Source organism: Pantoea sp. PvP021 (genome assembly GCF_054056055.1).
This window is the reverse complement of the sequence record NZ_JBSRXX010000005.1, coordinates 165,592-178,576: the sequence shown is the minus strand read 5'-3', so window position 1 is coordinate 178,576 and position 12,985 is coordinate 165,592. Positions and strand designations below refer to the sequence as shown.

Below are 12,985 nucleotides of genomic sequence, written 5' to 3'. Positions count from 1 at the left end.
AAGACGCCTGTCATAAAAACAACACCTGCTGTGGCACCCAATTCACGATGGAAACGATCACCGATCTGATTGATAAGATTTATGCTGGCACATTTCCGGAGGCGACCTTTGCGCGCCTGCTGGCTGACATCGCCACCGCCCGCGAGGCCATTAAGCTGCCGCGCAAGGCACACTGGGATGAGCAGGATGTGGTGCTGATCACCTATGCAGATCAGTTTCGCGAAGCCGATAAACCCACGCTCAGCACCTTTTCCCGGTTCTATCAGCAGCACCTGCAATCCACGTTTCCGCTGGTTCACCTGCTGCCCTTTTTCCCCTGGTCGTCCGATGACGGCTTTTCGGTGATTGATTACCATCAGGTCGATCCGCTGTGCGGCGACTGGCAGGACATTGCGCGGCTGCATCAGGAAACACGGCTGATGTTCGATTTTGTCTGCAACCATATGTCGGCACACAGCGCCTGGTTCAGCCACTTCCTGGCGCAGGATCCCGGCTGGGACGATTTCTTTATCAGTATGCCGCCCGCCACCGATCTCAGCGCCGTGACGCGTCCGCGCACCTCGCCGCTGCTGACGCCGTTTAAAATGGCGGATGGCGAAACCCGCTTTATCTGGACCACCTTCAGCGCTGATCAGATCGACCTCAACTTTGCCAATCCTGAGGTGCTGCTGCGCATGGTCAATGTGCTGCTCGACTACCTGAAACGCGGCGCTGACTATGTGCGTCTTGATGCGGTCGGCTATATGTGGAAAACGCCCGGCACGCGCTGTATTCATCTGGAAAAGACCCATCAGCTGGTGAAGCTATTTCGCGCTATTGCCGACCAGGTTGCGCCAGGCACGGTGATTATCACCGAGACCAACGTGCCGCATCAGGACAACATCAGCTATCTGGGCAACGGGCACGATGAGGCGCAGATGGTCTATCAGTTTTCGCTGCCGCCGCTGGTGCTGCATGCGATTCACACCGGCTCGGCGCGCGCACTGCGGCAGTGGGCGAGCGCTCTGGATCTCAGCAGCAACGACACCACCTTTTTCAACTTTCTGGCGTCACACGACGGCATCGGCCTTAATCCGGCGCGCGGCATTTTGTCTGAAGTGGAGATTGTGGCGCTGGTGCGCGATCTGGCGCTGGAAGGCGCGCTGGTCTCCTATAAAAACAACCCTGACGGCACCACCAGCCCCTATGAAATCAACGTCACCTATCTGGATGCGCTCAACCGTGAAGATGACGATGACGCCACGCGGCTGAAACGTTTTTTGCTGGCCCATGCGATTCTGCTGGTCTTTCCCGGCGTGCCTGCCATCTATATCCAGAGCATTCTGGGTGGTCGTAACCATTACGATGGCGTGCGCGCCGCCGGACACAACCGGGCGATTAATCGGCAGAAGTATGATTTACAGCAGATAGAAGCGGATCTGGCGGGCGGTAACTGGCTGCGCCAGCAGGTCTATACGCGGCTCGGCCAGCTGATTCAGCTGCGTCGTCGCCAGCCTGCGTTTCACCCGGATAATCCGATGACGCTTTATGAGAGTGAAAACGCCGTGCTGGTGCTCAGACGTCATCAGCCAGAAAGCGGTGACGGGCTGCTGTGCGTATTTAATCTCAGTGGACGGTCAGTGGAGACGCAATTACCGGTGGCGCATACGTTGCAGGATGTGGTGAGCGGAGAGAAAATTGATGGCACCCAGCCGGTTAAGCTGGATGCCTGGCAGTTCATGTGGCTACGTTAATTACTTGTAGACTTCAGCCGTTGCGCTGAATTTACCGTGTTCGCGGCCTGCGATCACGCGGTAGTATTTACCGCCCTTTTCGTCAGCGAGCTTCGACAACACTTTCTTAGCATCCATTGGCGAGGTGGTTTCCGCCGTGGTGTTAACGTTGCCGATCTTTTGCAGGTTCATTGTTTTAACTTCTTCCTGGGTGACTTCTTTCGCTGCCATCGCAGAAAATGAAATCGCGCCCATCATCATTGAAGCCACAACCCATTTAAAAACCTTCATTATGTTTACCCTCATTCATGATCCATTGTGAGATGTAAGCAGCCGCTAAACGCGTAAGGCAGTATGGAACGGCATAGTCATTTCCATGACTAATCACATAAAATTGCAACGGCCTCGCTCACAGAGAGAAGTATTGCTGCTGTCTGCGATTTTGCCAGTTCAAAGCGTCATTATCACGGCAGATTACTGATAAAATTAACAATATGCTGGCAAAAGCGCTCAGGATGGGAAATAAAAGGCGCATGTGCGGCTTTTTCGATAACCACTGAGGGCGATGCTGGCAACATTTCATCTATCTCCGCCGCAATCCGGCGCGGCACCAGTCCATCTAACGCGCCATAGAGTCGCAGGAACGGCAGCGTAATCTGCGGTAACGCGTCGCGCAGATCGACCTGGCGCAGAATATCCAGTCCGCCATCCAGCACCGCCACCTCCGGCATCGGCTGCGACAGCACCACCTCTTTCAGCTGCCGCGCATCGGCGCGAGCCGTTTCGGTACCCAGCGTCTGCAGCGCCAGAAAGCGCTCCACCGTGCGCTGGAAATCGTTGCTGAGCATCTGCTGAAAGTTCTGCAGCGTCTCCGGTTTAATACCGGGCCAGCTCTCTGTGGCGGTGAAACAGGGCGACGAGGCAACGGTGATCAATGCAGCCAGTTTTTCTGGCGCACTCAGCGCCAGCTGCGTGGCCACCAGTCCGCCCAGCGACCAGCCCACCACAATCGCCTGTGGTGGCAGCGCAGGCAGCAATTGCGCTGCCATCTGCTCCAGCGTCAGCGCACCGAAATGCTGGCTGCGGCCATAGCCGGGCAGATCGACCAGATGCAGGCGATAGTGCGCGCTGAGTCGCGGAATGATGCTTTGCCAGACTTCGGCATTCAGTCCCCATCCGTGCAGCAGCACAAGATCGCGTTTTCCTTCTCCGCAGGTGTGCCAGTAGAGCGACGTCATCAGTTACTATCCCGAAAATGATAAGGAGGTCGCTATGCTAGCAATGCCCGCCCTGTGTTGGCTATGCCGGATGCCGTTGCGGATAGCCCGGCATGGCATCTGCAGCTTATGTCTGCGCGGATTACCGCCGTTACCGCTGCTCTGTCCACGCTGCGGATTGCCGGCAGGTTCAGCAAAGGTCGCCTGCGGCCGCTGCCAGCTTAAACCGCCCGCCTGGCAGGCGCTGGTCTGCGTCAATGACTATTGTCCGCCGTTCAGCCAGTGGGTTAACCAGCTTAAATTTTCTCACATAACCGCACTCAGGGTGATGCTGGCGCGGCTGCTTTTGCTAAGCTGGCTTAATGTTTACCGGCGTGGCAGTGTGCCGCGTCCCGATCTGCTGCTGCCGGTTCCGCTGCATCGGCGACGACGCTGGCAGCGCGGCTTTAATCAGACGGTACTGCTGGCCGAACCGCTGGCGCACTGGCTGGGATGTGAATGGCGCGAAGGTCTTTCCCGCAAGCGCGGGGGCGCATTACAGCATCAGCTCAGCGCCCGCCAGCGCCGCACCAACTTACGGGGTGCTTTCTGCCTTGAAATGGTGGTGCAGGGACGCCATATCGCTCTGCTGGATGACGTCATTACCACCGGCAGTACGGTAGATGAAATCAGCCGCCTGTTAATGGCCCAGGGTGCCGCCAGCGTGCAGGTCTGGTGCCTGTGCCGTACCTTGTAGAGCGTCTTTGATGGGCGTATTATAACCAACTAAATTAGTCAACTATTGAGCAATCGACATGATCCGAATTACTGACTCTGCCCAGGAACATTTTTCTAAACTGCTATCCAAACAAGAAGATGGCACCCAGATTCGCGTATTCGTGATTAACCCGGGTACGCCAACAGCCGAGTGTGGCGTCTCTTACTGTCCGCCCGATGCCGTTGAAGCTACTGACACCGAACTGAAGTTCGAAAAGCTCTCTGCTTACGTTGATGAACTGAGCAAGCCGTATCTGGAAGATGCTGAAATTGACTTCGTTACCGACAATCTTGGTTCACAGCTGACGCTGAAAGCGCCGAATGCCAAAATGCGTAAAGTCTCTGATGATGCGCCAATGGTTGAGCGCGTTGAGTATCTGCTTCAGGCGCAGATCAACCCACAGCTGGCCGGCCATGGCGGTCGCGTGTCGCTGATGGAGATCACCGATGAGGGCTACGCCATTCTGCAGTTTGGCGGCGGCTGTAACGGCTGTTCGATGATCGACGTGACCCTGAAAGATGGTATCGAGAAAGAGCTGCTGGCCGCCTTCCCGGAACTCAAAGGCGTGCGGGATATTACTGAGCATCAGCGCGGTGAACACTCGTTCTACTGATGATTAAGCGCGGCAGCATGGCTGCCGCGCTTCTGTTATTGCTCTTTCTCTCCTGACTGACGCTGCTGGCTGACCACCTTCAGCAGTGCATTCACTTCCTTGTCCGCAAAGATCTCCTCCAGCGTTTTGCTCAGCTTGCGTCGCCAGTTAGGGTACTGCTCCACCGTGCCCGGGACGTTGACCGGCGTGGTCATGCCAAGCCAGTCCTCAGGCTGCAGGCCAAGCAGCGCACTGTCGGTATCCGCCAGGAAGCGATGTATTGCCCGATTCAGCGCAGGCGTCATGGTGAGCTTCTCTGCCTTCTTCTGGCTGCGTGCCGGTAACGCACCCGCCTGATGCAGCGCATCCAGCAGCGCCTGCTTCTGCGCGGCGCGCTGCTGATGTAACGCTTTCACCGCATCGCCCGGATAGAGGCCAATCTTCTCCCCCAGCGCCAGGTCGCCCTGCTCCCAGAAGCCGGTCAGCGTAGGCAGATCGTGCGTGCTGGCGCTGGCGATAGACTGGCGCGGATAGTCCTGCGGCGCGCGATAGCGCTCATCCTTCTCCTGCTCAAACCAGAGCACCTTCCATGAAAAGACGCCACTTTTACGCAGCAGGCTGACAATCTCCTGGGGCACAGTGCCAAGGTCTTCACCAATCACCATGCAGCGCAGCCGGTGGCTTTCCAGCGCCAGGATGCCCAGCAGATCGTTGACCGGATAGGCCACATAGGCGCCTTTATCCGCCGTCTCCCCGGCAGGCACCCACCACAGACGCAGCAGTGACATCACATGGTCGATGCGCAGCGCGCCGCAGTCGCGCATGTTGGCGCGCAGCATGTCGATAAATGGCTGGTAGCCGCGCGCCTTCATGACATGCGGATCCATCGGCGGTAAGCCCCAGTTTTGTCCCAGCGGACCGAGACGGTCAGGCGGCGCACCCACCGAGGCCTTGAGGCGGTAAAGCTCCGGGTCGTGCCAGGTTTCCGCGCTGCCTTCCGCCACGCCCACTGCCAGGTCACGATAGAGTCCGACGCTCATGCCCAGCGCCTGACTGTGCGTCCAGCAGCCAGAGAACTGCTGCTGCGCCAGCCATTGCAGCCACTGCCAGAAAGCGATCTCCTCTTCATGCTGTGCACACCACTGCTGCACCTCCGGCAACTGGCTGTTGCGCCACCCTTCCGGCCACGCAGGCCAGCCGCCCTGCTGCGCCTTATCTGCCCGCCGCTCCAGCTGTATGCCGTCGTAGGCGGCCTGATAACGCAGGCTGTCGCCGCCTTCACGCACAAAGGCCGCCCAGGATTGATGCTCTTCGCTCTGGCTGTCTCGCGTCTGAAAGTGTGCCCAGGCGTGCCGCAGCGCAGCGAGCTTAAGCGCCATTACGGCCTCGTAGTCAACCAGCTCCGCCTCACGCGCTTCGGTCAGCGCCTTCCGGGTTCTGGCGCTTTTCCACCACTTCTGTGCCGCCGCGCTTTGCTGAAAATCGGCCACCTGACTGACGTCGATATAGATTACGTTCAGCCAGCGGCGCGACGACGGGCTATACGGACTGGCGAAACCGGCGCTGGCAGGATAGAGCGCATGCAGCGGATTCAGCCCGACGAAATCGCCACCGCGTTCAGCCAGCTGCACCAGCAGCTGGTCGAGATCGCCGAAGTCGCCGATGCCCCAGTTCTGTTCAGAGCGCACGGTGTAGAGCTGCACCAGCGCACCCCAGCGTTTTTTCCCCGCCTCCAGCGCCGGAGGCAGATAGCAGCGGCGCGGCGCGACGATAAGCCGCGTCTGCCAGCTTTTTTTGCCCTTACTGAGTGTGAGCTGGTGGTACCCCTGCGCCAGCGGGCCAGGCAGCGTAAAAGGCTCACCGGCGGTTAACTCGCCGCTGTGCTGTTTGCCCTTTTCAGTCTGCAACTGCCAGCGGTAAACGCCGCTGCCCTGTGGCGTCAGCTGTCGCTTGCCACTGCCGCTGAACACCGCGACCGGCGGCAGCGGCGATTTTTTTGCGTCCTGCGGATCATCCATCACCGCCAGCAGCGCCTGCAGGGTCTCATCGCTGATCGCCTCTTTCTCGCCATTGACGTTGATGTAGTCCAGTGAAATTCCCGCGGCACGGGCGGCCTGACCGAGTGAATGTTGCTTCATTGCTGCTCCTTAGCGCGGTGCCTGCCAGATACGTTGCTGATAGTCACGAATTGACCGGTCCGAACTGAACATGCCGGTTCGTGCCGTATTGAGGATGGCGGCGCGGGTCCAGCCTTCCGGGTCGCGCCACAGGGCTTCCACCCGTTGCTGCGCCTCGATATAGGCCTGGAAATCGGCCAGCACCAGCCAGGGATCGCCATGTTTCGTCAGGCTCTCCAGCATCAGGTCAAACGCATGTTTATCCCCGTTGCTGAATTTGCCCTTCTCCAGCGATTTCAGTAGATCGTCCAGCGGCTTGTTCTGCTTACGCACCTTTTTCGGGTTATAGCCTTTCGCCTTAAGCGCTTTGACCTCATCCACGGTGTGACCGAAGATAAAGATATTCTCCTCACCCACCTGTTCGGCAATCTCGACATTGGCGCCATCCAGCGTGCCAATCGTCAGCGCACCGTTCAATGCCAGCTTCATGTTGCCGGTGCCGGAGGCTTCATATCCGGCGGTGGAGATCTGCTCTGAGAGATCGGCCGCCGGGATCATCAGTTCGGCCACGGTGATGCGGTAGTCCGGGATAAACACCACTTTGAGTCGATCACCGACCCGTGGATCGTTGTTCACCACCTCCGCCACCTTGTTAATAGCGTAAATGATATTTTTGGCGAGGTAATAGCCGGGCGCAGCTTTGGCCCCGAACAGGAACACCCGTGGCGTAAAGGTGACATCCTCCGGGTTATGACAGAGCTTCTGATAGCAGTAGAGGATATGCAGCAGGCTGAGGTGCTGGCGCTTGTACTCATGCAGCCGTTTGATCTGCACATCGAACAGCGCGGCCGGGTTCACGATAATCCCCGTGTGGCGGGCGATATACTCTGTGAGCTGCGCTTTATTCTGCTGTTTGATGCTGCGATAGCGCTGACGAAACGCCTGATCGTCGGCATAGGCCTCCAGACCGCTTAACGCCTCAAGGTTATTGGCCCACTCGGTTTTCAGCGTCTCATCAATCAGCCCGGCCAGCGCCGGATTACACTGCTTCAGCCAGCGGCGCGGCGTGATGCCGTTGGTGACGTTGTGGAATTTCTGCGGCCAGAGCTGGTGATATTCCGGGAAAAGATCGCTGACCACCAGGCTTGAGTGCAGCGCCGCCACACCGTTGACCGCAAACCCGCTGACGACGCAGAGATTCGCCATCCGCACCTGACCGTCAGCGACCACCGCCAGCTTGTGCCACATCGCTTTGTCATCCGGCCAGCGCTGCTTCACCTGCTTTTTCAGCCGCTGGTTGATCTCTTTGATGATCAGCATATGGCGCGGCAGCAGACTGCGCATCAGCTTCTCATCCCAGCGCTCCAGCGCCTCCGGCATCAGCGTGTGGTTGGTGTAGGCAAACAACCGGCTGGTGATCTGCCACGCCTCATCCCAGCTCAGCTGATGCTCATCCAGCAGCACGCGCAGCATCTCCGGGATGGCGATGGTGGGATGTGTATCGTTAAGCTGAATCACTTCGAAGTCAGGCAGGCTGTGAATACTGCGTCCCGCCAGATGGTGACGACGCAGGATATCCGCCACCGCACAGGCGCACTGGAAATATTGCTGCATCAGGCGCAGCCGCTTGCCGGCCTGATGGTTGTCATTGGGATAGAGCACTTTGGTCAGTTTTGCCGCCTCGATGCCCGGCTGCTCCGCCTGCAGAAAATTGCCGTCATTAAACGCCGTGAGATCAAAAGGATGCGCACTCACGGCCTGCCACAGACGCAGCGGCAGCGTCACGCCGTTGCGGTAGCCGGTCACCGGCAAATCCCAGGCCTCGCCGCGCAGCGTAAAATCGGGCAGCCAGCGTACGCCGCCGTTTTCCTGCTTTTCTACCCGGCCCCCCATCGCGACTTCCACATCCAGCGCCGCGTTGTGGCGGAACCAGGGATAGCGCTCACGCTGCCAGTCATCGGGCGCTTCAATCTGCTGACCATCATCGAAAGACTGGCGGAACAGGCCATACTGGTAGTTCAGTCCGTGGCCGGTGGCGGACTGCCCCACCGTTGCCATCGAATCCATGTAGCAGGCGGCCAGTCGTCCCAGCCCGCCGTTGCCCAGCGCCGGATCGACCTCCTGCTCCAGCAGTTCCGTTAAATCGAACTCGTGCTCAGCCAGCGCCGCTTTGACGTCGTTATACCAGCCGAGATTGAGCAGGTTGTTGCCGGTCAGACGGCCAATCAGAAACTCCATCGAGAGGTAATTAACGTGACGCTGCTGCACAGCCGGACGCGGTGCCGGTTGTGCGTCCAGTAGCTCCGCCAGCGCCGCGCTGACCGCCTGCCACGCCTGGTGCGGGGTCATCTGCTGGGCGGAACGGAGACTTAACTGTTGCCACTGGCGGGTAAAGGCGGCATTAAAACGGGCTTTATTAAATTTTTGCTGCGGCATATCACTCCCTTCTGTTACGCAATGAGGTGAAGCAAAAATAGAAAGCGCACGGGCTGGCAACCGGGTGCCAGCAACCGTTAAGTAAAGACGGGAGTGAGGAAAAAAGCGACAGCAATCAAAGAAAAACGCCAGCCGGGAGGCTGGCGTGGCAGGAATCAGCAGAGTTCGAGGTGAACCTCATGCTGCTCAATCACCTTCATTACGCTGGCAGGCGGCGTTTTGTCGGTGTAGAGGTAGTCAAGCAGACTCATGTTGCCGAGGTTGACCATCGCGTTACGGCCAAACTTCGAGTGATCCACCACCAGCATCACGCAGCGTGAATTTTCAATGATGGCGCGCTTGGTGCGGACTTCGTGATAGTCAAACTCCAGCAGCGAACCATCCATATCGACGCCGCTGATCCCCAGAATGCCGTAGTCGAGCCGGAACTGAGAAATAAAGTCGAGCGTCGCTTCACCCATTACCGCGCCATCGCGGGTCCGCACTTCACCACCCGCGATAATGACCCGGAAATCGGGTTTATCCATCAGCAGCATGGCGACGTTAAGGTTATTGGTGACCACGCGCAAATCGCTGTGGTTGAGCAGCGCATGCGCCACCGCTTCCGGCGTGGTGCCGATATCGATAAACAGCGTGGCACCATCCGGGATCTGGCTGGCCACGCGCTGGGCAATCCGCGCTTTTTCCGCTGACCACATCATTTTACGGTCGTGCCAGGCGGTATTCTCAGAGCTGGAGGGAAGCGCCGCGCCGCCGTGGTGACGCTGAATTTTGTTCTGATCGGCCAGATCGTTGAGATCGCGACGAATGGTTTGCGGGCTGACCTCAAAATGATCCACCAGCTCCTCAGTACTGACATATCCCTGACGACGGACTAAATCGATAATCGCGTCATGACGTTGCGTCTGCTTCACGTTCCTCTCCTGTTAACCCGCATAACCCTGTCTAACGACGCGTGACTTTACGCGTATCCACCAGCGCCATCGCCAGTCCGACCACCAGACCGGCGACGTGCGCCGCGTTGGCAATAGCCAGACCAAAGACGCCAAACCAGCCAATCACCAGCCAGACCAGCGCAAAACCGATCAATCCCCGTTCAAGATAGACGCCGCTGTCGGGATCGCGCTCCCCGCGCAGCCAGCAGTAACCCATCAGGGCATAGACCACGCCCGACAGGCCACCAAACCAGATGCCGCTGAACTTCGCCTGCAGCCAGCCGCTGAGCAGAGCCGAAATCAGCAGGATGACAAAGAGTTTGCCGCTGCCAAGTCGCTTCTCAACCGCGCCGCCCAGATACCACCACCACATCAGATTAAACAGAATGTGCAGCAGTGAAAAGTGCAGCAGCGCATGGCTGAACCAGCGCCAGACCTGAAGATGCTGATCGGCATCCGGCCAGGAGAGCCAGGCCATCACGGTGCGATCGCCCATGACCTGCATCAGAATAAATATCGCGATACAGAGCACCATCAGCGTCATGGTCAGCGGACCGGCACGCTCACGGATATTCGCCCAGATATTGCTGCGCTCATAGCGCAGGCCACTGTCAGTTTTTCCGCTGTGCCAGCTGGCGGCCTGATAACGCGGATGGTTAGGGTCGTGCAAAAACTGCTGAAGTTCGTTTTCGACCAGTGAAATCTTGCTCTCATCATCCAGCATGATGACGTAGTGATTTTCATGCTCAATACGCAGCGTGATGCCCCGCGTCGCCATGTAGTCAACAAAGGCCTGCGCCATGCGGGGCTGATTAAATTGAGTAATGCGCATCAGTAACTCTCCATGTGACGAGCGGCAATCTATTCGCTGCCGAGGGCAACCTGCTGAGGAAAGGCAGCCCGCCAGGCATCAAAGCCGCCATCAATGCTGTACGCCGCGCTGAAGCCCTGTCCCAGCAGATATTGTGCCGCGCTTTTGCTGCTGTTGCCGTGATAGCACATCACCAGCACCGGCAGGCTGTGATCGGCACCAGTGACAAAATCGCTGAGGTTGCTGTTGGTCAGATGCAACGCACCCGCCGCATGACCCAGGGCATAACTTTGCGGATCGCGGATATCTACCAGCAGCGCACCCTGCGCCAGACGCGCCTGCGCCTGCTGCACATCAATACATTCGAACGTTTCCATGGGATCTCTCATAACAGCGTCACAATAGCGCGTAGTGTAACCCGAGAATCCACGCCGATAACCTGACAATCGTTACGGCTATCGTTTTTTTTGGTGGGCAGAATGTTAGCTATATCACGCAAAAATGTTTTTACCTGGTTAAAAGCTGGCGTCAATGTTGGTTTGCGATTATGATTATGCTCGAAAACGAACATTAGTGAACTATTCCGAACATCGGAGGAGATGACGTGGAAACCAAAGACCTGATCGTGATCGGCGGCGGCATCAACGGTGCCGGCATTGCAGCAGACGCTGCAGGACGCGGACTGTCGGTGTTAATGCTGGAGGCGCGGGATCTGGCTTGCGCGACCTCCTCTGCCAGTTCAAAACTGATTCACGGCGGCTTGCGCTACCTTGAACATTACGAATTCCGTCTGGTCAGTGAAGCACTGGCCGAGCGTGAAGTGCTGCTGAAAATGGCTCCGCATCTGGCGTTCCCGATGCGCTTCCGTCTGCCGCACCGTCCGCATCTGCGTCCGGCGTGGATGATCCGTACCGGCCTGTTTATGTATGACCATCTTGGCAAGCGTACCAGTCTGCCAGGCAGTAAAAGTTTGCGATTTGGCGCGGATTCGGCCCTGAAGCCGGAAATTACGCGCGGATTCGAATATTCTGACTGCTGGGTCGATGATGCCCGCATGGTGGTACTGAACGCACAGGAAGTCGTGAAGCGTGGCGGCGAAGTCCGTACCCGCACCCGCGTGACCCGTGCCTGGCGTGAAGGCGGCCTGTGGAAGGTCGAAGCGGAAGATGTCGACAGCGGTAAAACCTTTACCTGGCAGGCGAAAGGCCTGGTCAATGCTGCCGGCCCGTGGGTCAAACAGCTGTTCGACGACAGCCTGAAGCTGAAATCACCTTACGGTATTCGCCTGATCAAGGGCAGCCACATCGTGGTGCCACGCGTCCATACCGAAAAGCAGGCTTACATTCTGCAGAACGAAGATAACCGCATCGTGTTTGTCATCCCGTGGATGGATGAGTTCTCTATCATCGGTACCACCGACGTCGAGTACAAAGGCGATCCGAAAAACGTCAATATTGATGACAGCGAAACCGACTACCTGCTGAAAGTGTTCAACGGACACTTTAAAAAGCAGCTGACCGCTGACGATATCGTCTGGTCCTATTCCGGTGTCCGTCCGCTGTGTGATGACGAATCCGATTCGCCACAGGCGATCACCCGTGATTACACCCTGGATGTGCGCGACGATAATGGTCAGGCTCCGCTGCTGTCGGTATTTGGCGGCAAGCTGACCACCTACCGTAAGCTGGCAGAACATGCGCTGGAGAAACTGGCGAAGTACTACCCGAACGCGGGCCCGGCATGGACGAAGAACTGCGTGTTGCCAGGCGGAAATATCTCCGGCACCCGTGAAGATTATGCGGCCAGCCTGCGTCGTCGCTATCCGTTTATCAGTGAAAATATGGCGCGCCACTTCTCGCGCACCTACGGCAGCAGCACTGAAACCCTGCTGGCTGGCGCGAAAAGCCTGGACGATCTGGGCGAGAACTTCGGTCACGAGTTTTACGAAGCAGAATTACGCTACCTGGTGCAGCATGAGTGGGTTCGTGAGCTGGATGATGCTATCTGGCGTCGTACCAAACAGGGCATGTGGCTGACCAAAGAGCAGCAGGCGCGAGTCACCGAGTGGCTGGCAGCGAAAGCTAAACCCGCCCTGTCGCTGGCATCATAAACGGACAGTAACTAACTAAAGAATCAGAAAGCAGGCTTCGGCCTGCTTTTTTTATGTCTGCGATAGCGGGTCGGTGAATCCTGGTGCTGATCCGACAGGTTGCGCTTTTCAGCGTGCAGCAGAGTTTATTTTTGTACGACGAACTTTTTATTAAAAATGCCAGGCTCAAACCATTTTTTATACAGAAATCCGTTTATGCGATCACATTTTTGGTCAGCGCCTAAACTCAACTCTTTCTGCTTCGCATATCAAAACGTTCACATCCTATTGTTACTGTAAATATAACGTTCAGGCTTTT

Annotated in this window: 11 protein-coding genes; 4 read left to right on the top strand and 7 right to left on the bottom strand. The window is 57.4% G+C overall.

What is annotated here, in order from left to right; genetic code table 11:
* The first annotated feature begins 47 nt into the window (after positions 1-47).
* Positions 48-1,733, top strand: a complete 1,686-nt coding sequence (locus tag ACVKSX_RS15445) for an alpha-amylase family glycosyl hydrolase (protein WP_022624034.1) — start codon at positions 48-50, stop codon at positions 1,731-1,733.
* Here ACVKSX_RS15445 and ACVKSX_RS15440 read toward each other — a convergent pair whose 3' ends face one another.
* Positions 1,734-2,003 carry a YdgH/BhsA/McbA-like domain containing protein gene (locus ACVKSX_RS15440; RefSeq protein WP_010671554.1) on the bottom strand — a complete coding sequence of 90 codons (270 nt, stop codon included), beginning with the start codon at positions 2,001-2,003 and terminating at the stop codon, positions 1,734-1,736.
* A 173-nt stretch (positions 2,004-2,176) separates the two neighbouring features.
* The gene (gene bioH / locus ACVKSX_RS15435) at positions 2,177-2,950 is read right to left on the bottom strand and encodes a pimeloyl-ACP methyl ester esterase BioH (RefSeq protein ID WP_052270782.1); all 774 of its coding nucleotides are present in this window, start codon (positions 2,948-2,950) and stop codon (positions 2,177-2,179) included.
* A 34-nt stretch (positions 2,951-2,984) separates the two neighbouring features.
* On the opposite strand from bioH, the gene gntX reads away from it, so the two are divergent.
* Both gntX and nfuA read left to right on the top strand, forming a co-directional pair.
* On the top strand, positions 2,985-3,665 hold the full coding sequence (gene gntX / locus ACVKSX_RS15430; RefSeq protein ID WP_264353451.1) for a DNA utilization protein GntX: 681 nt from the start codon (positions 2,985-2,987) through the stop codon (positions 3,663-3,665).
* 58 nt (positions 3,666-3,723) lie between these two features.
* Positions 3,724-4,299, top strand: a complete 576-nt coding sequence (nfuA, locus tag ACVKSX_RS15425; RefSeq protein WP_010253194.1) for a Fe-S biogenesis protein NfuA — start codon at positions 3,724-3,726, stop codon at positions 4,297-4,299.
* A 35-nt stretch (positions 4,300-4,334) separates the two neighbouring features.
* Here nfuA and malQ read toward each other — a convergent pair whose 3' ends face one another.
* The 5 genes from malQ to glpE all read right to left on the bottom strand — a co-directional run bounded on the left by malQ (position 4,335) and on the right by glpE (position 10,954).
* Positions 4,335-6,416, bottom strand: a complete 2,082-nt coding sequence (gene malQ, locus ACVKSX_RS15420; protein ID WP_354439441.1) for a 4-alpha-glucanotransferase — start codon at positions 6,414-6,416, stop codon at positions 4,335-4,337.
* A 9-nt stretch (positions 6,417-6,425) separates the two neighbouring features.
* A complete protein-coding gene (gene malP, locus ACVKSX_RS15415) occupies positions 6,426-8,831 on the bottom strand; it encodes a maltodextrin phosphorylase (RefSeq protein ID WP_187505966.1) in 2,406 nt (801 codons plus the stop codon).
* 155 nt (positions 8,832-8,986) lie between these two features.
* Complete coding sequence (locus ACVKSX_RS15410; protein WP_354439439.1) at positions 8,987-9,745, bottom strand: DeoR/GlpR family transcriptional regulator; 759 nt, start codon at positions 9,743-9,745, stop codon at positions 8,987-8,989.
* 31 nt (positions 9,746-9,776) lie between these two features.
* Complete coding sequence (gene glpG / locus ACVKSX_RS15405) at positions 9,777-10,598, bottom strand: rhomboid family intramembrane serine protease GlpG (RefSeq protein ID WP_010671549.1); 822 nt, start codon at positions 10,596-10,598, stop codon at positions 9,777-9,779.
* A gap of 29 nt (positions 10,599-10,627) precedes the next feature.
* Positions 10,628-10,954: a thiosulfate sulfurtransferase GlpE gene (glpE, locus tag ACVKSX_RS15400; RefSeq protein ID WP_052270778.1), complete on the bottom strand. Its 327-nt coding sequence runs from the start codon at positions 10,952-10,954 to the stop codon at positions 10,628-10,630.
* A gap of 227 nt (positions 10,955-11,181) precedes the next feature.
* Between glpE and glpD the strand changes: the two genes are divergently transcribed.
* Positions 11,182-12,687: a glycerol-3-phosphate dehydrogenase gene (gene glpD / locus ACVKSX_RS15395; protein WP_010671548.1), complete on the top strand. Its 1,506-nt coding sequence runs from the start codon at positions 11,182-11,184 to the stop codon at positions 12,685-12,687.
* The last annotated feature ends 298 nt before the right edge of the window (positions 12,688-12,985 follow it).